15 protein-coding genes are annotated in these 18,255 nt (G+C 67.0%); 9 read left to right on the top strand and 6 right to left on the bottom strand.

The annotated features are described in order from the left end of the window. The first annotated feature begins 31 nt into the window (after positions 1–31). Positions 32–262, top strand: coding sequence for a 30S ribosomal protein S21 (rpsU, locus tag ACYX4S_RS00670; protein ID WP_293722835.1), 231 nt, complete (start codon positions 32–34; stop codon positions 260–262). A gap of 375 nt (positions 263–637) precedes the next feature. Beyond that, positions 638–1,540, top strand: a complete 903-nt coding sequence (locus ACYX4S_RS00665) for a tetratricopeptide repeat protein (RefSeq protein ID WP_422069922.1) — start codon at positions 638–640, stop codon at positions 1,538–1,540. Between the two features lie 139 nt (positions 1,541–1,679). Here ACYX4S_RS00665 and mepK read toward each other — a convergent pair whose 3' ends face one another. From mepK to ACYX4S_RS00640, 5 genes are all read right to left on the bottom strand, one after another. Beyond that, on the bottom strand, positions 1,680–3,440 hold the full coding sequence (gene mepK / locus ACYX4S_RS00660) for a peptidoglycan L,D-endopeptidase MepK (RefSeq protein WP_476361505.1): 1,761 nt from the start codon (positions 3,438–3,440) through the stop codon (positions 1,680–1,682). A gap of 200 nt (positions 3,441–3,640) precedes the next feature. Further along, positions 3,641–4,651 (bottom strand): hypothetical protein, encoded by a 1,011-nt coding sequence (locus ACYX4S_RS00655; protein ID WP_476361504.1) that lies wholly within the window; start codon positions 4,649–4,651, stop codon positions 3,641–3,643. A 54-nt stretch (positions 4,652–4,705) separates the two neighbouring features. Next, complete coding sequence (locus ACYX4S_RS00650; RefSeq protein WP_476361503.1) at positions 4,706–5,407, bottom strand: FkbM family methyltransferase; 702 nt, start codon at positions 5,405–5,407, stop codon at positions 4,706–4,708. A 218-nt stretch (positions 5,408–5,625) separates the two neighbouring features. After that, positions 5,626–7,944 carry a L,D-transpeptidase family protein gene (locus ACYX4S_RS00645; protein ID WP_476361502.1) on the bottom strand — a complete coding sequence of 773 codons (2,319 nt, stop codon included), beginning with the start codon at positions 7,942–7,944 and terminating at the stop codon, positions 5,626–5,628. A 286-nt stretch (positions 7,945–8,230) separates the two neighbouring features. Beyond that, the gene (locus ACYX4S_RS00640; RefSeq protein WP_476361501.1) at positions 8,231–9,796 is read right to left on the bottom strand and encodes a sigma-54-dependent transcriptional regulator; all 1,566 of its coding nucleotides are present in this window, start codon (positions 9,794–9,796) and stop codon (positions 8,231–8,233) included. Between the two features lie 223 nt (positions 9,797–10,019). Here ACYX4S_RS00640 and ACYX4S_RS00635 point away from each other — a divergent pair, with 223 nt between their 5' ends. The 7 genes from ACYX4S_RS00635 to ACYX4S_RS00605 all read left to right on the top strand — a co-directional run bounded on the left by ACYX4S_RS00635 (position 10,020) and on the right by ACYX4S_RS00605 (position 17,817). Further along, positions 10,020–11,864 (top strand): M3 family oligoendopeptidase, encoded by a 1,845-nt coding sequence (locus ACYX4S_RS00635; RefSeq protein WP_476361500.1) that lies wholly within the window; start codon positions 10,020–10,022, stop codon positions 11,862–11,864. Then, positions 11,861–12,871 carry a heme-dependent oxidative N-demethylase family protein gene (locus tag ACYX4S_RS00630; protein WP_476361499.1) on the top strand — a complete coding sequence of 337 codons (1,011 nt, stop codon included), beginning with the start codon at positions 11,861–11,863 and terminating at the stop codon, positions 12,869–12,871. Before ACYX4S_RS00635 ends, ACYX4S_RS00630 begins: the two co-directional genes overlap by 4 nt. A 78-nt stretch (positions 12,872–12,949) precedes the next feature. Beyond that, on the top strand, positions 12,950–14,317 hold the full coding sequence (locus ACYX4S_RS00625; RefSeq protein WP_476361498.1) for an ABC1 kinase family protein: 1,368 nt from the start codon (positions 12,950–12,952) through the stop codon (positions 14,315–14,317). Positions 14,318–14,440: 123 nt separating this feature from the next. Next, the gene (locus ACYX4S_RS00620) at positions 14,441–14,725 is read left to right on the top strand and encodes an aa3-type cytochrome c oxidase subunit IV (protein WP_476361497.1); all 285 of its coding nucleotides are present in this window, start codon (positions 14,441–14,443) and stop codon (positions 14,723–14,725) included. 50 nt (positions 14,726–14,775) lie between these two features. Beyond that, on the top strand, positions 14,776–15,915 hold the full coding sequence (locus tag ACYX4S_RS00615) for a Re/Si-specific NAD(P)(+) transhydrogenase subunit alpha (RefSeq protein ID WP_476361496.1): 1,140 nt from the start codon (positions 14,776–14,778) through the stop codon (positions 15,913–15,915). Between the two features lie 10 nt (positions 15,916–15,925). Continuing rightward, entirely contained in the window at positions 15,926–16,402 is a 477-nt protein-coding gene (locus ACYX4S_RS00610; protein WP_293722807.1) for a proton-translocating transhydrogenase family protein, read from the top strand. 14 nt (positions 16,403–16,416) lie between these two features. Next, positions 16,417–17,817, top strand: a complete 1,401-nt coding sequence (locus ACYX4S_RS00605; RefSeq protein ID WP_293722805.1) for an NAD(P)(+) transhydrogenase (Re/Si-specific) subunit beta — start codon at positions 16,417–16,419, stop codon at positions 17,815–17,817. Positions 17,818–17,982: 165 nt separating this feature from the next. Here the strand turns inward: ACYX4S_RS00605 and ACYX4S_RS00600 are convergent, their stop codons facing one another. Next, complete coding sequence (locus ACYX4S_RS00600) at positions 17,983–18,237, bottom strand: DUF2312 domain-containing protein (RefSeq protein ID WP_293722803.1); 255 nt, start codon at positions 18,235–18,237, stop codon at positions 17,983–17,985. Positions 18,238–18,255 lie beyond the last annotated feature (18 nt).

Genomic DNA, 18,255 nt, shown 5'->3' with positions numbered 1-18,255 from the left:
ATCTCGTGCAAACTTGATGGGATAGAAACGCGTGCAGGTTCTGGTCCGCGACAACAATGTCGATCAGGCGCTCAAGGCGCTGAAGAAGAAGATGCAGCGCGAAGGCATCTTTCGCGAGATGAAGCTTCGCGGCCACTACGAGAAGCCGTCCGAGAAGAAGGCCCGTGAAAAGGCCGAGGCGGTCCGCCGTGCCCGCAAGCTCGCCCGCAAGCGCGCCCAGCGCGAAGGCCTGCTGCCGAGCAAGTCGTCCGCTCGCCGCTGATTTGTCGCAGGGACCGGGTCCTGTTTCGCACGGCCCCGTGCCGCCCGGACACTCCGGTCAGCGCAAAAGCGGGAGATGTGGTGGCGAGCGGCTGTATGGCCGGTTTGCCGCGACATCGGCGCAAAGCGAATTTCGACGGACCAAGCCGCGACGCGGTTTGGTCCGTTTGCCGTTTCGGGCCCCTGTTTCAGCGCCGCTGGGCAGGATTCATCCGGGCTTTTGCGCCCGTTACCGGTTTCCGCCCGAATCGGACACTATGCCTGTGACGAACGACGTCTGACCCGTGGGAGCGGGGATACGGTCGCACACGGTATCGACTGCAAACGAGGGGCTGCCCGACGGGCGGCGCGAACGAAAGCAGGAAACGGGGTTTTGATGCGGAAGGCCACCTTGCGAGCACACCAGCCGGCGGGACGGACCCCGCGCGCACCTCATGTCCGGGGCGTTCGTCCGGCTGCCGTCACGGCCGCCCTCCTGTCGTGCACGATGCTGCTCGCGGCCTGCCAGACATCGAATTATGCAAGCGCGCCCGTGGACCGCTCGGCCGGTTCGGCTGCCAATATCGACAGCCTGAATGCCGTCATCGATGCCAACCCCCGCGACGCCAGCGCCTACAACACCCGCGGCATCGCCTATGGCCGGGCCGGGCGGTTCGAGAAGTCCCTCGCCGACTTCGATACGGCACTGAAGCTTTCGCCCGATTCCTACCAGGCCTACGCCAACCGGGCCCTCGTCCATCGCCGCATGGGCAACCTCAATGCCGCCGTCAGCGACTACAGCGCCGCGCTCAGGATCAAGCCGGACTATGATTCGGCGCTTGTGGGACGTGGCAACGCCTATCGCGCGCTTGGCCGCAACGATCTGGCGCTTGCCGACTTCAACGCCGCGATCGCGCTCGATTCGGGCAATGCCCGCGCCTTCTACAATCGCGGCCTGATCTTCCAGGCACAGAACAACCACACACGCGCGGTCGAGGACTTCGCCACCGCGATCGGTCTCGAGCCGAATGCCGCCGAGCCCTATATCGCGCGCGGCATTTCCTATCTGGCGCTCAACGACCCCAAGTCGGCGCTTTCGGATCTGTCGGACGCGGTCAACCGGGACCAGCGCAACCCCGTCGCCTGGGCCTATCGCGGCGTCGCGCTGGAGACGCTCGGCCAGACCAATGACGCGCGCCGGTCCTATTCGCGCGCCCTCGGCATCGACCCGTCCAACGAGGTCGCCAAGGAAGGTCTCGGGCGCGTCGACCGTGGTGGCGGCGCCCTTCCGACACGCTGAGGCTTTCGCCTCCCGGCCGTGGAGCCGGTCGCCTTCAGTGATTTCCGAAACAAAAAGCGCGGCCCGGGACACCGGAGCCGCGCTTTTCACGTTCAACGGCCGGAAAAGGAGGCATCGCTCCCTTTCCGCCATTCATCTCTTACTGGAACGACACCACCGGCAGGAGCACCACGGCAGGCCCTTCGAAGCGGTCCGGTCGGGGCCCGTCGGAGCCACGCGAAACGAAGCGGTTCGCGTAGACGCGGCCACCGGGCGCCAGCAGGAACTCAAGCTGCCGCTGGTTCGGGTGGCTCAGCCGTGCGAAGGCGATGGTGCGCGTGGTCGTCCTTCCCGACATCAGGCCCGGAAGCGAACGGTCGGGCAGCGCGGCGAACTTCGCCAGCGGGTCCTGGATGACCGGCGCGGGAAGACGCCCGGAGACGGACGCCGCGCGCGTGGCCCCCGCCTGCGCCGACGGCTGGCGGCGCTGGGGAACGGCGACCGAACCGGAAGCAGCCGAGGCCGAGGTGGTCGAGGGTGCGAAGGCGAGCGCCGCCTGCGCGCCGAGGTCGTTCTGCGGCTTGCGCGAGGGCGCGGCGCCGGTCACGGCGGCAATCGCGGACGCAGCGTCAGCCGGTGCCGGGCGCGGAAGCGCGCCATCGGCCTGGCCACGGGTCCCGGGAAGCGGTCCCTGGCGCAACTCGGCCGGCTTTGCCAGCGGTGCCGCCGACGCGACGACGATCGGTGCGGCCTCCTGGTTGCCCGGCGCGGAGCGGGGCGTGACCTCGACCGGCGGCAATCCGGCCGCGATCCGCTGGGCCTGCGCCTCGAGCGTTCCCGGAGCGACGGAGCCGGTCGTCGCGGCCGCGACGACAGCGGAGAAGTCACCCGGCTTTCCGCGCGGAACCACGTTCGCGACAACAACCGGAGCCTGGCTTTCCGCCTCGGGCGCGGCGGCGACGCTCACGCCGGGAGGCGCCTGATCGGGCGCGGGAGCGGGAACCGGAGCCTCGGCAATGCGGCTGCGAACCGGTGCCGGCGGACGCGGCGCGTTCGCCGTGGCCTCTTCCTCATCCTCGTCGCCACCGAACAGGCGCGAGATCAGGCTCGGTCCACCGCTCGAGCCGGAGGACAGCGACGCTCGCCGGGTCACGCCGCGCTCGGCGAGATCGCCGGACTGGCGGGCAACCGGGGCAGCGGACGAGGACGCGCTGGCGACGACGGTCGGCCGGGCGCGCTTGGAACCGGACTTGTGACGGGCGAGCGCCTCCGCGTAGCGGGGCATCTTCTTGCCGTCGGTGGGAATATGGATGGTGTCGCCACGCGGGAAGACCCGGGCGAGCTGCTTGCGGGTCATGCGCGGCCAGTGGCGCACGGAGCCCGTGTCCATATGGACGAACGGCGAACCGGAGGTCGGATAGAAGCCGACGCCGCCGATCTCCTTGCGCAGGCCGATGGCGCGCAACTTCGCCAGGTTCACGCCCGGGATGTAGAAGTCCATGGCCTTGCCGCGCGTGTGCTGGCTCTTCTTGGCCACACCACGTGAACGGCTCCGCAGCATGTTGTTGGTGGCGGGCGAGCGGTATCCTGAAACGACCGTGATCGGCTTGCTGCCACCGGCTTCCTGATAGACTTCCCAGATCAGATCGAACAGCTTCGGATCCATCTTGGTGACTTCATTGCGACGCCAGTCACGCAGGAAACGGTTCAGCTCCCGCAGCCCGTCCGACAGGTAGCGACCATTCTTCTTGAAGGTGATCGAAACCCGTTCGTGCGTATGCGCGTTATAGAGCTTGAGCGTGCGCGTCTCGGCGGACGCGCCGGAGACCGTGAGAGGCAACAACGCCAGACACGCGACCATCATCATGGCCGCGGTCAGAAAGGCGCGAAGCCGCTGCTGGGAGATCCATGCCTCGAGCAATTTCAGTCTCGCAGTTTTGATCGGCGGTGCCGCCGACATCCGCCCCCCGAATGGACTGATGTAAGGGACCGAAGTTAAGAAGCCTTTACCGTATTCCCAAATGAGCGGAAATCGTGGCAATTGCGCATCACGCGCCAATTTTTTTGCCCTTTGGCCCCGTTTTTCCGCTTCCGCCCCGAAATTGCCGCGACAACAGGCCGTCAGCCGGTCCAGCCGACCCTTGCAAGCGCCGCCTCGAACTGCCCGGAATCGATCGCGCCGGCCTCGTTGCGCGCCACCCAGCGGGGCGCACGCGCGTAGCCCTGTGGTTCGTAGACGACCACGCCGTCCGCGGACAATCCTGCCACATAGCTGAAGGCGCTCTTGGCCATGACCAGCACATCCGCCGTCACGAGACCGCGAAACGACTCGATCGCCCCCGGCGCATCGGCGATCCGATAGCCGCGCTCGGTGAAGTCGGCCAGTTCCTCGGGCGTGCCGTTGCTGTAGATCTCGATCTCGTGGGAGACACCGCGCGCATCCAGCAGCCCGCGCACCTCGTCGATGGTTGCGAGAATGCGGGAGTTCGGCGTGAAGCGATGGGCCGTGTCGGAGCGGCTCACGTCGCCGCGCCGCACGTGCACGGCCACGCGGCGCGGTCGTTGCGAGGGACCTTTCGACGTCATGCGCTCACTGCCGGTCAACAGGGCGGCACGCTCCCTGTAGTGGTCGCCCCAGGCCAGATCGTCGATGAGATGCGGGCGCGCGTTGCAGTAGCGGAACATCTCGCGGAACCCGATGAGATGCGGCGTGTTCCATAGCCTCTGGTTCACGGCAAAATCGTAGAACTCGATATAGGGAAGGTCGCAGTCCTCGATGCCCGGAATGCCGTGGCCGAGTTCGAACTCCGCCTCGCAGTGGCGGGCCCATGCGTCGCGTTCCATCTCCCAGTGGCCGACGAAATCGAACGGCTTGTGGAAATAGCGGAACCCCATGTCGCCGGCAGCGGCCTGGACGCTGAGGCGCTGGATCATCACGGCGCCAAGCCCGTCCGGCCGGAAACCGGCGGTAAAGGCGCTGTCCTTGTGGATGCGGCCACGGGCGATCGCGCGGACGATGCGTTCGCACAGATGAGCCTTGTCGGACTTCAACGGGATTCCGAGCCGCTTCTTGAGGCTCACCCAGGCATGGCGGGCCCCGTAGCGGGCTTCGTCGGCAAGTCTCGTCGTCATTCCGGCGTCTCGTCCATCCAATGTCGATGCCGATATCGCGGCAAGGGCTGCCTCTCAGCGTTCGAAATAAAGATTGTAATAGGTGCCGACGTCCTTCCGTCCGGCCATGGATGCCTTGTGGCGCAGCCGGAAGCCCGCCCCCGCGAGGAAGGCGGTCAGTTCCTCCACGTTCGTCGCGCCGCGATAGGCCTCGAAGTCCGCCGCCTCGGCGACGATCCGCTTGAAACCGGCCAGCCGGGCACCGGCCCCCCTGAGCACCAGAAGCTCCGCGCCCTGCGTGTCGACGACGAGACTGTCGTAATCGGATGCCTCGAGACCGAGCCGGTCCATCAGCGTGTCGAGCCGGCTGGTGGTCAGCCGGAGGACGCCCTTCGCATCGATGTCCGGCCAGAGCTTCTTGTGATCGGCGAAGGCAAACATCGAGGAGGATTCACCGGCCAGGTGAAAATCGACCTCCGCTCCGTCGGTGTCGGAGACAAGCGCCTGCACCGCTCTCTGGCGGGGATAGGACGCGATACGTGCCTCCAGCGCCGCGAAGACATCGGGAAGAGGCTCGATCCAGACCACCGGCACGCCGAGCCGGGCATAACCCGCCGCCTCCTGGCCGGAGTTGGCGCCGACGTGAACGATCCCGCGCGCTGCATCGAGAAACCGCCGCTCGTTGCCGCCCTCACGCAGGCGACGCACCCTCTTGCCGAGGCTGCGCACAAGCCTCCCCAGCGGGTGACGCGGTTTCGCGCGCGACCTGTCCGCCATCACTCCAGCCCCTTTTTCCGCCACATCACGTGGCAACCGCCCAGCCCATGGCGGTCTGTCCGTCACACCCGGCATTGCCGGATGTTGTCCCCGGTCCGGCCGTCACACCGACCCGGGGTCTTACCTCTCGTCACATGACATCAATTTCGCGCTCGTTTCGCGCAAAACTTCGAAAAAATCTGCACGAAATTGCGCCGGGACGCAACGGAATGCAAACATCAGCGATAAAGATCGCTGCCCGCCCGCATCCGGCGCTTCATCATCAGGTCGCGCTGCTCGCGCAGGGAGCGCGCCTCCCGCTTCTGCTTCTTCGGCTGCGCGGCCACCGGCGCCGGCGCACGCGTCGCCCGCGGCACGTGCACCGCAAACTTCTGCCAGTCCTGCCAGCCATCGACCTCAAGCGCCTTGGTCAGGGTCGCGTTGTGGCCGTAGATGTCCGGGCGGCGCTGCAGCGCGCCGTTCTCGTCCACGAAGGCGGTGAAATAGGCGAGGTGAACCGGAACGTGGCGCGACAGGTTGACCCGCTTTTCCGAGCCGCCGACCATCGCCTTGAGCCGCCGGGCGTCCCAGTCCGGGTCAAGCTGCAGCAGCGCGTCGGCGAAGTCGAAGGGATCCTGAACCCGCACGCAGCCATGCGAGAAGGCGCGGCTCGAGCGGCCGAAAAGGCGCTTCGACGGCGTGTCGTGCAGATAGACCGAATGGCGGTTGGGGAACATGAACTTGATGTTGCCAAGCGCATTGCCGCGCCCCGGACGCTGACGGATGCGCACCGTCCGCAGGTTCACGCCGCTCCAGTCGACGGCCGAGGGGTCGACAACGCGTCCGCCCGAAACGACCTCGTAGTTGCGCTTGGAAAGATAGGAGGAATTGGCCCGCACGGCCGGCAGAAGCTCCTGTGACGCAATCGAATAGGGCACGTTCCAATAGGGATTGACGATGAGGTGATCCATCTCGTCGGAGAAGACCGGCGTCTGGTTCGACGGTTTGCCGACGACGACGCGGGTCTCGTAGACCTGCTTCCCGTCACGGAACAGGCGTGCCTTGAACTCGGGAATGTTGACGAGGATGTGGAACTGGCCCAGGTCACGCGGCAGCCAGCGCCAGCGCTCCATGTTGGCGATCACGTCGGAGATCGCCATGCCGTCATCCGCGACCGCGTTGAGCGCAAGCAACGTGCGCGGGCCGACGATGCCGTCCGCGTGCAGGCCGTTCTCCTCCTGAAAGGCGGACACCGCCTCCTTCACGCTGTCATCGAAAAGCTCCGGATCGACCTGTGCCGCCACTTCGACAGTCTGGTCGCCGTCGGTCGAGGTCACCTTGGCGTCGGTCGCGGTTCCGGCGGTCTCAGGCGCTTCCTCACCCGCAACAGGCTGACCGACAGGAGCTTCCGCCGCCTCGACCTTCATGCCCAGACGCTCGCGCAGCACGGCGACACGCGGATCCCGCATCCCCTTCTTCAGCGTCTTTCCGGCCGGCACCATCGGCGGCAGCTTGGCGGCTGCATCGGGGCTCGTCAGTTCCGCAAGCTTGCGCCGCAGGGCCTGGAAGCCCGGCTGTGGCGGGTTGAACGCATCGAGCGCCGCGACCGGATCCTGCGCCTCGACAATGGCCGAGAGCGCCTCGGCCGGGTCCGGATGGACTGGCGCAGCCGTGATGTTCCGCGACAGGCTCGAGGGTTCGACGCGACCGGCCTGGGCATGGTCCGCGTACTCGACCAGCGCCAGCGAAAGCAGCAGGTCGAAGCGCGCCGCCTGCGCGGGCGAAAGCGCGCCGGACGCCTCGGAAACCTCTGGGGGAAGCGCGTAGTCATCGGGCGAGAGCCCGTCGCCGGCAGCATTGCCAAGACGCGCCAGCAGCGCCTTGGCCGCATCGCTCACGACGCCGTCCGCGCTCCACAAGGGATTGAATTCACGATCGGAATAGAGCGAGACGACCGCCTCGCGGCGGGCCTTGGTCACGAAGGGAAGCGCATTGTCCTGCTCCGAGAGCCCCTCGTTCGCGAGAGCTTCGATGGCGGCGGCATAGGCCGGATCGACCTGCGGCGCGGCGGGCAGGACCTCGTCCGGCACCGACGTGACGGACTGCTCGGCGGCCTTCTCGCCTGCAGCCGGCTGCGCATCGGCGGCAACCGCCGGCGCGGGATCGGAGGACACCTCAGGCGCCTGCGTTTCCGCTGCCTCGACGGAGGCCGAGGAATCGGCCGCTGGAGCCTTCTCCGCTTCCGTTTCAACTGTTTTCTCGGGAGCATCGGCCGCAGTCCCAGCCGTCGCGGGCGCTGCCTGCTCCTCGATGGTCTTCCCGGCATCGGGAGCCTGCGCGGCCTCTGGAGCCTTCGCTTCGCCGGAAGCATCAGCGCCGGCCTCGCTCGCCACAGGCGCGTCCTGCTCCGCGACGGCAGCTTCGGAGCCGGTGTCTCCGGTCGTCGCGGCAGCCTGGCCATCGCTCAGCACTGCCGGCCTGGAGAGGACCGTGTCGGCCAGCACCGGCGTCGCTCCAAGGCTCGCGCCCAGAACCGCCGCGATCACCGCGAGGCTCACCTGCCCCTTCGCCCGCGCAAGCCCCCTTGGCGGAAGCGCGGACTGGTTAAACGTGAAAGGACGAGGAAAACGGACGCGATCGGCGGGCATGGTCGAAACTGTCTCTCGTTTGATCTGTCATTCGGCCGCCCGCGTCCGGCTCCTGACAGGATGCCGGCTCAAGGCGTGACGACCACGCGGCACGGCACCATGCCCGCGCGGTTACGCAGGGTCGGCATCGCTCCGATTCGCACTAGGAAGCCCGGACAGAGACCGCTTTGCAAGCAGGGCTGGGTGGTTGGCGAACCTATTCGGCCGCCTCCGCCTCGCCTGTTGCCTCAAGGCCATAGTCCTTCAACTTGCGATAGAGAGTTGAGCGCCCTATCGACAACCTGCGCGCGACTTCCGTCATGCGGCCGCCGTAGTGGTCGATCGCCGCGCGGATCATGTCCGCTTCCACATCCGCGAGCGGACGGATGTGGCCCTCCTCGTCCAGGCTGCGCACGAAGCCGAACAAGGACGAGGCATCGTCCCGCTCTCCGGGAATCGCATTGCCGATGAGCCCGTCCGCCTCGTGAGGACCGGCGTCGTGAGGACCGGCATCGTCCCGGGGCGCGTCCCGGATTTCTTCCTGAGGAACGGACGGCGCGCCGCCGGGCTGCGTGGTCCGCGGTTGCGAGGCGGCCGCGAGAACCTGTGGAAAGTCCTCCCGCGTCAGGTGGTTGCCTTCACAAAGCACCACGGCACGGAACACGGCATTCTCGAGCTGGCGGATGTTGCCCGGCCAGTCATAGGCCTGCAGCATCGCGATCGCGTCGGGCGCGACCGACGTGATGTGCTGGCGCCCTTCCTCGGCGGCGAAACGGGCCAGGAAATGGCGCACGAGATCCGGCACGTCCTCACGCCGGTCGCGCAGCGGCGGCAGCCACAGCGGGAAGACGTTGAGCCTGTAGTAGAGGTCCTCGCGGAATAGGCCGTCCTTCACCAGATCGATGAGCCGGCGGTTGGTCGCGGAGATCAGACGGAAATCGACCTTCACGGGCCGGCGGGCACCGATCGGATCGATCTCGCCCTCCTGCAGCGCGCGCAGGAGCTTGACCTGGATCTCCGGCGGCAGCTCGCCCACCTCGTCGAGAAAGAGCGTGCCGCCGTGGGCCTCCTGGAACTTGCCGATATGCTTCTCGTTCGCGCCGGTAAAGGCGCCCTTCTCGTGGCCGAAGAGGATCGATTCCACGAGGTTTTCCGGTATCGCCCCGCAATTGACGGTCACGAACGGACGCGCCTTGCGCTCGCTCGTGCCCTGGATGGCACGCGCGATCAGTTCCTTGCCGACGCCTGACTCGCCCTCGATCAGCACCGGGATCTGGGAGGAAGCCGCCCGCGTTCCGACACGGATCACCCGGTCCATCGCCTCGGACCGGGTGATGATGTCGCTGAAGGTGAACGTGCCGCTGGTCTGCTTGTGGATGCGGGTGATCTCGCCTTCGAGCGCCGACATGCGCAGGAAGGTCCGGATCGCCACCTCCAGCCGTTCGGGCGACAGCGGCTTCACCACGAAATCCTGCGCGCCGGCGCGGATCGCGTTGACCGCCGTGTCGATACCCGCATGGGCGGTCTGCACGATGATGGGCAGGGAGATCCTCTGCTCGCGCAGCCTGGTGATGACGCCCATGCCGTCGAGCTCCGGCATGACGAGGTCGAGGATCAGCAGGTCGATGCCGGCGCCCTCGGGACCGGTAAGCACGGCAACCGCCTCGGCACCGTTCTCGACGCAGCGCGCCTTGTAGCCGAACCGGGTGACCGCCGCCTCGAGAAGGCGGCGCTGCACCGGGTCGTCGTCGGCAATGAGAATACGTCCGCCGGTCGGGATCATGAGAGCCCCTCGCCTGGGTCGGACACGCCTGGCGCGTGGCCCGAAGGTGTTTCAATTCGGGTCACCCTAGGGTGCGTCGAGTAAACAAATCGTCCATTCCTGCGTCTTCCGCCTCGTCCTGCGGCGATTCACCGGTTGCCGCCGCCGGGCCATCCCCATTATCCAAGGAGACATGACCGGGCCGCGTGCCGAGCGCGGCCGGCCCATACAAAGCGGAGAGAACATGTCCCTGATCGCACTGTCCGGAAATCGCCATCACGCTCTTCATGGTCCCGATTCGGCGGGAGCCTCCGCGCTCGGCGACCTGCCGGAGTGGAACCTGGCCGATCTCTACAGCGCCCACGACGCCCCGGAGGTCGCGGCGGACCTCGAGCGCTCCGCGCGGGACGCGGCCGCTTTCGAGGAGCGTTACAAGGGACGGCTCGCGGACATGGCGGCACGGTCCGGCGAGGAGCTTGCCAGCGCGATCCGCGAGATGGAGGCCATCGACGACCTGATGGGCCGCCTTGCCTCCTTCGCCGGCCTCTTCTACGCCGGCAACACCACCGATCCGGTGCGCCAGAAATTCTATGGCGACGTGCAGGACAAGCTGACCACCGCCAGCAGCCACCTGATCTTCTTCACCCTCGAACTCAACCGTATCGACGATGCGGTGCTCGAGGCCGCCTGCGCCGATCCGGCGCTCGCCCACTACCGGCCCTGGCTCGACGACATCCGCAAGGCGCGCCCGCACCAGCTCGAGGACCGCATCGAACAGCTCTTCCACGAGAAGTCGCTGTCCGGAGCCGCCGCGTGGAACCGGCTCTTCGACGAGACCATGGCCTCGCTGCGTTTCGACATCGACGGCGAGAAGATGCCGCTCGAGCCGACCCTGAACCTGATGCTCGATCCCGACGGCAAGACCCGCGAGACGGCCGCGAAGGCGCTGGGATCCACCTTCCGCGCCAACCTGCCGGTGTTCACGCTCATCACCAACACGCTGGCCAAGGACAAGGAGATCTCCGACCGCTGGCGCGGGTTCGAGGACATCGCCGACAGCCGTCATCTCGCCAACCGCGTCGAGCGCGAGGTGGTCGATGCCCTGGTGGAGGCCGTGCGCGGCGCCTATCCCAAGCTCTCGCACCGCTACTACGCCATGAAGGCGCGCTGGTTCGGCACCGATGCCCTGGACTTCTGGGACCGCAACGCGCCGCTTCCCTCCGCCGACACCCGCCAGATTCCCTGGGACGAGGCGCGCGAGACCGTGCTTGGCGCCTATGGCCGCTTCTCGCCGAAGATGGCCGATATCGCCCGCGACTTCTTCGACAAGAGCTGGATCGACGCGCCGGCGCGCGACGGCAAGGCGCCGGGGGCCTTCGCCCATCCGACCGTGCCAAGCGCCCATCCCTATGTGCTGCTGAACTATCAGGGCCGCACGCGCGACGTGATGACGCTCGCCCACGAACTCGGCCACGGCGTTCACCAGGTGCTGGCCGCGCCCAACGGCGCGCTCATGGCCCCGACCCCGCTGACGCTTGCCGAAACGGCCAGCGTCTTCGGCGAGATGCTGACCTTCAAGACGCTTCTCGACAGTGCCGAAACCCGGGAGAAGCGCCGGATCCTGCTCGCCGGCAAGGTGGAGGACATGATCAACACGGTCGTGCGCCAGATCGCCTTCTACACCTTCGAGCGCAAGGTGCATGCCGGCCGGCGCGAGGGCGAGCTGACCTCCGACCAGCTCTGCGACATGTGGATGTCCGTCCAGGCGGAAAGCCTCGGTCCGGCGGTGCGCCTGTCGGAAGGATACGAGACCTTCTGGACCTATATCCCGCACTTCATCCATTCGCCCTTCTACGTCTACGCCTACGCCTTCGGCGATTGCCTCGTGAACTCGCTCTATGCGGTCTACGAGGAAGCCGAGACGGGCTTCCAGGACAAGTATTTCGCGATGCTCGCCGCCGGCGGCACCAAGCATCATTCCGAACTGCTCGCGCCCTTCGGCCTCGACGCGACGGATCCCGCCTTCTGGCAGAAGGGGCTTTCCGTCATCGCGGGCTTCATCGACGAGCTGGAGGCGATGGAGGAATGAGCGCCGGGCGAAAGGACGACGCCGGAAACGCGCAAGACGCGACCGTGCGCGCGCCCTTCGCCCACACGCCCTACGACGGATCCGCCCGGCCCTTCGCGGTCGGGCTGGTCCCGCTCGATCTTGCCGAGTGGATCGAGCATGACGCGCGCTTCGCCGACGATCTCGCGCGCAAGGAAGAGCTTCTGGCCGGAGGCGGAGCCCCCGTTCTCATGAGCGAGGACGACACGCACGCGGCCCAACAGGAGGTGCTGGGCCTTCTGGCCGACCATCTGCCGCAGCGCTTTCCGGATATCTACGCCCGTGAGGGAGAGCGCATCACCGTGCGCCCGACCGGCACGGTCGTCGACCGTCTGGCCCCTGGCCCCGTCCCCTTCGCCGCCGCCACGCGCCTGGTGCAGGAGGACCTCGTTCTCATGCGCAAGGGCGGGGACGGATACCGCATCGCGGCGGCCGCGCTCTGCTTCCCCTCCTCCTGGTCGCTTGCGGAAAAGTTCGGCAAGGCAATGCCGGAAATCCATGAGGGCGTGCCCGGCTTCAACGACACGCGCATGGGCGCCATGGTCGCGCGCATCTTCGACAATCTGCCCGTCGACCGGCCGAGCTGGCGGCTGAACTGGTCGCTGTACCCGGGCCCCGAGCTTCACAACCCGCGCCCCCGGATCATCGACCCGGAGCGCCTAGACTCAGATCGCCTAGACTCTGGCCGCCTCACCGGCGAGAGGGAGGCCAGGACGGAAGCGGGTGCGCTGCATGTGCGCGTCGAGCGCCAGACGTTGCGCCGCCTGCCGGCATCCGGCGACATTCTCTTCACCATTCGCGTCCACCACGATCCGGTGGCCGCCTTCGCGGACCATCCGCGCGGGCGCGAGCTTGCACGCGGCCTGCGCGAGCAGCTTCTGGCCCTGGACGAGGCTCAGGCCGCCTACAAGGGCCTGACAACAGTCCGCCCGCACATCGCGGACCTGCTCCAGCGTCTCGCCGATACGGCCGGAGGCGACAGCCCTTGAAGCGGCCCGGCGATCCGCCATGTCAGGTTCAGCGTATCGGCCTGAGACACCTTTCCTCCTGCATCCGGAACGAGCCCCATGTCGTCAAACGGACCGCGCGACCGTGAACAGAACCGCCTGAGCGCCCGTGTCGGGCGCTATGCAAGGGTCGGCGCCAACATGAGCGGCCTTGCCGCCAAACTCGCCGGCGCGCGCGTCTTCGGCATGGAGATCGACGACGCGAAACAGGCCCGCGAGCTTGCCGAGGCGCTTGGCGGGCTCAAGGGCCCCCTGATGAAGGTCGCCCAGCTTCTTTCCACGATTCCCGATGCGATCCCGCCCGAATACGCGGAGGAACTCGCCAAACTCCAGGCCGCCGCCCCGCCCATGGGCTGGGCCTTCGTCAAGCGGCGCATGCAGGCGGAGCTGGGCCCACGCTGGCAGAGCCGTTTCGAAAGCTTCGACAAGGAGCCGGCGGCCGCCGCCTCGCTCGGGCAGGTGCATCGCGCGACGGCCCTCGACGGGACGCCGCTTGCTTGCAAGCTCCAGTATCCCGACATGGCCTCGGCGGTGGAGGCGGACCTGAAACAGCTCGCGCTTCTGTTTTCCCTGCACCGGCGGATGCGCCCGGCCATCGACACGCGCGAGATCGCGGCCGAGATCTCCGAGCGCGTGCGCGAGGAACTCGACTATCACCGCGAGGCGCGCAACATGGCCGTCTACCGGGAGATCTTCGCCGAGGAGCCCCGCATCCGCGTTCCCGAGGTGGACGACCGGCTTTCGACCAAACGCCTGCTGACCATGGGCTGGCTCGAGGGCGGTCCGCTGCTGGCGCACAAGGACGACGATCTGGACACCCGCAACCATCTCGCGGAGGTCATGTTCCGCGCCTGGTGGCACCCCTTCAGCCACTACGGCGTCATCCACGGCGACCCGCATCTCGGCAACTACGCCGTGTTCGCCGAGGACGGCCGGCCGGCGGGCATCAACCTGCTCGACTACGGCTGCATCCGCGTCTTCCCGCCCTCCTTCGTCGCCGGTGTCGTCGATCTCTACCGGGGCCTTCTGGAGGACGACGAGGCCCGCATCGTCTCCGCCTACGAGCGCTGGGGCTTCCAGGGCCTGACGAAGGACCTGATCGAGATCCTCAACATCTGGGCCCGCTTCATCTACGGCCCGCTGCTGAGCGACCGGGTGCGCTCCATCGCCGACGGCGTGAGCCCCGCGCAATACGGCCGCAAGGAAGCGTTCCGCGTGCACCAGGCGCTGAAGGAGAAGGGCCCCGTGACGGTGCCGCGCGAGTTCGTGTTCATGGATCGCGCCGCGATCGGGCTCGGCGGAGTGTTCCTGCATCTGCGGGCGGAGCTGAACTTCTACCGATTGTTCAACGAGCAGATTGAGGACTTCGCGATCGACGACGTGGCGGCCCGCCAGCAGGGCGTTCTGGCGCGCGCGGGCCTCGCCTGAACGGCAAAAGCGAACCTCTACGGGATGATCCGGTCTTGCGCTTTCAAAACTGCGCGTTGCCCGAAAGAATGTGTCTGATATAAGGTCTCGCACATATTTCCTGATCTCACCGAGAGGGTCCCAATGGCCGAAAGCATGCCGTCCGCAATGGACTACCCCGAGCACGAGCGCACCTACGCCGGATTCATCAATTTCTCCAAGGTCGGCACGATTGCCGTTCTGAACGTCGTCCTGTGCCTGCTCCTGTTCACCTTCGGCGGCGGCGCGGGCACGTTCTTCGGCTGGATCGCCATGGTCGCCACGCTGGTCACCGCCGCCATCGGCATGGCCATCGGCGAGAAGGGCTGGATCCCGCCCGCGATCGTCTTCGTCGTGACAGGGCTGCTGGCGATCGTCACGGCCGCCTGACCTGACTACCGAACCCGCCGGAAGACCAAAAGCCTGGGAGGGCAATCCCGATGAAGCTCGCAGTGCCGCGCGAGAGCGAGGCCGGTGAACCGCGCGTCGCCGCAACGCCGGATACGGTCAAGAAGTTCGTCAGCCTCGGTTTCGAGGTAAGCGTTGAAAAGGACGCGGGCCTCCAGTCCCGCATTCTCGACGCCGACTACGAGGCCGCCGGGGCGAAGATCGCCACCGACGCGAAGACGACGCTTGCCGACGCCGACATGGTGCTCAAGGTCCGCCGTCCGAACGCGGACGAAATGGGCCTGATGAAGAAGGGCGCCATCGTCATCGCCACCATGGACCCCTACGGCAACGACGCCGAGGTCGAGGCCATGGCCAAGGCCGGCCTGACCTCCTTTGCCATGGAGTTCATGCCCCGCATCACCCGTGCGCAGGTCATGGACGTGCTGTCCTCGCAGGCGAACCTTGCCGGCTACCAGGCCGTCATCGACGCCGCGGCCGAATACGACCGCGCCATGCCGATGATGATGACCGCCGCCGGCACCGTGCCGGCCGCGCGCGTCTTCGTCATGGGTGCCGGTGTCGCCGGCCTGCAGGCCATCGCGACCGCCCGCCGTCTCGGCGCCGTGGTCAGCGCGACCGACGTGCGCCCGGCCGCCAAGGAGCAGGTCGAATCGCTCGGCGCCAAGTTCATCGCCGTCGAGGACGACGAGTTCAAGCAGGCCGAGACCGCCGGCGGCTACGCCAAGGAGATGTCGGACGAGTACAAGAAGAAGCAGGCCGAACTCGTCGCCAGCCACATCGCCAAGCAGGACATCGTCATCACCACGGCGCTGATCCCGGGCCGTCCGGCCCCGCGGCTCATCACCAGGGAGATGGTCGCCTCGATGAAGCCGGGATCGGTCATCGTCGACCTCGCCGTCGAGCGTGGCGGCAACGTCGAGGGCGCCAAGCCCGGCAAGATCGCCAAGGCGGGCGAGGTCAAGATCGTCGGGCATCTCAATGTCCCGGGCCGGATCGCGGCTTCCGCCTCGGCGCTCTACGCCAAGAATCTGGTGGCCTTCGCCGAGACCATGATCGACAAGGAAGCCAAGACGATCGCCCTCAACTGGGAGGACGAACTCGTCAAGGCGACCGCGCTGTCCCACGACGGCGCCGTGATCCATCCGGCCTTTGCGCCGAAGTCCGAATAGGGGGAGCGACATGTCGGACCTCAAAGTCAGTGACGCGCTCGAGCGCGCCCGCGCGGCGGCGGAAACCGCCCGCGAAGCCGCAGACGCCGCCCAGGCGGCGGCGGACGCGGCCCAGGGCTACGCGGACCAGGTCGCGGGGGGCGTTGGAAACTCGCTCGCCCACGCCGCGTCCGCCGCAACCGGCGGGGCGATCGATCCGTTCGTCTTCCAGCTCACGATCTTCGTGCTGGCGATCTTCGTCGGCTACTACGTCGTGTGGTCGGTGACCCCGGCGCTGCACACGCCGCTCATGTCGGTCACCAACGCCATCTCGAGCGTGATCGTCGTCGGCGCGCTGCTCGCGGTCGGCGTCGACCTCGCCGCCGAGGGCGCGGGCCTTGCGCGCGGCTTCGGTTTCCTCGCCCTTGTCATGGCAAGCGTCAACATCTTCGGTGGCTTCCTGGTCACCCAGCGGATGCTCGCCATGTACAAGAAGAAGCAGAAATAAGGAGGCCGGACCTGATGCTTTCCGCCAATGTCACGGCCGTCCTTTATGTGATCTCGGCCGTTCTCTTCATCCTGGCGCTGCGCGGGCTTTCCAGCCCGGAGACGTCGCGGCAGGGCAATTTCTTCGGCATGACCGGCATGGCGATCGCCATCGTCACCACGCTGCTGACCGCCGCCCCCGGGTTCGGCGGGTTGGCCCTGATCGTGCTCGGTCTGGTGCTCGGCGGCGGTGCCGGCGCGGTGATCGCCAAGCGCGTTCCCATGACCGCGATGCCGCAGCTCGTGGCCGCCTTCCACTCGCTGGTCGGCATGGCCGCCGTGATGGTCGCGGCGGGCGCCCTCTACGCACCGCAGGCCTTCGGCATCGGCGAGGCCGGCTCCATTCACGGTGCCAGCCTGGTCGAAATGTCGCTTGGCGTCGCCATCGGCGCGATCACCTTCACCGGTTCGGTCATCGCCTTCGCCAAGCTTGACGGACGCATGTCCGGCGCGCCGATCCTTCTGCCCGCCCGCCATGTGATCAACCTCGCGATCGCGGCTGCGATCGTGCTGCTGATCGCGGTCTTCGTGCAGACCGAGAGCCACCTTGTGTTCTGGCTGATCGTGATCCTGTCGCTCGTCTTCGGCGGTCTCATCATCGTCCCGATCGGCGGCGCGGACATGCCCGTCGTCGTGTCGATGCTGAACTCCTACTCGGGCTGGGCGGCGGCCGGCATCGGCTTCACGCTGGGCAACCTGGCACTGATCGTCGTCGGCGCGCTCGTCGGCTCCTCAGGCGCGATCCTGTCCTACATCATGTGCAAGGGCATGAACCGCTCCTTCATCTCGGTCATTCTCGGCGGTTTCGGCGGCGACAGCGCCGCGGCCGGCGGTGCCGGCCAGACCGAGGAGCGCCCGGTGAAGCAGGGTTCCGCCGAGGACGCGGCCTTCATCATGAAGAACGCGGGCAAGGTCATCATCGTGCCGGGTTACGGCATGGCGGTCGCCCAGGCCCAGCACGCGCTGCGCGAGCTTGCGGACCTGCTGAAGGAGGAAGGCGTCGAGGTCAAATACGCCATTCATCCGGTCGCGGGCCGCATGCCCGGCCACATGAACGTGCTGCTGGCCGAGGCGCAGGTGCCCTATGACGAGGTCTTCGAGCTGGAGGACATCAACTCCGAGTTCTCGCAGGCCGACGTGGTCTATGTCATCGGCGCCAACGACGTGACCAACCCGGCGGCGCGCGACGACCCGGCCTCGCCGATCTACGGCATGCCGATCCTGGACGTCGACAAGGCCGGCACGGTCCTCTTCGTGAAGCGCGGCATGGGTTCCGGCTACGCCGGCATCCAGAACGAGCTGTTCTTCCTGGACAAGACCATGATGCTCTTCGGCGACGCCAAGAAGATGACCGAAGGTATCGTCAAGTCGCTCTGAGGCCACTAGGCATTTGTCAAAACGTAAACGGCGCGCCCCCGTGGCGCGCCGTTTTGCGTTGCGGCAGGCCCCACGCGCGACACCACGAAAAGCATGAAAAAACGGCGCGCGGAGGACCCGCACGCCGTTTTCATTCGATCCCAGGGTGTGGCCCCGTAGACCCGGTCAGGCCGGGCCGTTCATCCCGAGCGCCTGCATGTAGAGGTCGAGAACGGCTTCCTCCTCCTCGCGCTCATGCGGCTGCTTCTTGCGCAGGGAAATGACCTTGCGCAGGATCTTGACGTCGAAACCGGTGCCCTTGGCCTCGGCGTAGACATCCTTGATATCGTCGGAAATGACCTTCTTCTCCTCCTCGAGACGCTCGATGCGCTCGACAAAGGCCCGGAGCTGGTCGCCGGCAACGGCGCCTGGATCAGACATGGATACTCGTCTCCTTCA

This window comes from Stappia sp. ABD4_338, assembly GCF_056312175.1.
Note: the sequence above shows the minus strand (reverse complement) of the source record. Positions and strands in the feature narration are given on the sequence as shown.

Bases quoted from the DNA above. Each gene is read 5' to 3' on its own strand.
- ACYX4S_RS00620 (WP_476361497.1), top strand. From the start codon at position 14,441: ATGGCCGAAAGCATGCCGTCCGCAATGGACTACCCCGAGCACGAGCGC.
- ACYX4S_RS00650 (WP_476361503.1), bottom strand. From the start codon at position 5,407: ATGGCGGACAGGTCGCGCGCGAAACCGCGTCACCCGCTGGGGAGGCTT.
- ACYX4S_RS00600 (WP_293722803.1), bottom strand. From the start codon at position 18,237: ATGTCTGATCCAGGCGCCGTTGCCGGCGACCAGCTCCGGGCCTTTGTC.
- ACYX4S_RS00665 (WP_422069922.1), top strand. From the start codon at position 638: ATGCGGAAGGCCACCTTGCGAGCACACCAGCCGGCGGGACGGACCCCG.
- ACYX4S_RS00610 (WP_293722807.1), top strand. From the start codon at position 15,926: ATGTCGGACCTCAAAGTCAGTGACGCGCTCGAGCGCGCCCGCGCGGCG.
- ACYX4S_RS00655 (WP_476361504.1), bottom strand. From the start codon at position 4,651: ATGACGACGAGACTTGCCGACGAAGCCCGCTACGGGGCCCGCCATGCC.
- ACYX4S_RS00615 (WP_476361496.1), top strand. From the start codon at position 14,776: ATGAAGCTCGCAGTGCCGCGCGAGAGCGAGGCCGGTGAACCGCGCGTC.
- ACYX4S_RS00640 (WP_476361501.1), bottom strand. From the start codon at position 9,796: ATGATCCCGACCGGCGGACGTATTCTCATTGCCGACGACGACCCGGTG.
- ACYX4S_RS00605 (WP_293722805.1), top strand. From the start codon at position 16,417: ATGCTTTCCGCCAATGTCACGGCCGTCCTTTATGTGATCTCGGCCGTT.
- ACYX4S_RS00635 (WP_476361500.1), top strand. From the start codon at position 10,020: ATGTCCCTGATCGCACTGTCCGGAAATCGCCATCACGCTCTTCATGGT.
- ACYX4S_RS00625 (WP_476361498.1), top strand. From the start codon at position 12,950: ATGTCGTCAAACGGACCGCGCGACCGTGAACAGAACCGCCTGAGCGCC.
- ACYX4S_RS00630 (WP_476361499.1), top strand. From the start codon at position 11,861: ATGAGCGCCGGGCGAAAGGACGACGCCGGAAACGCGCAAGACGCGACC.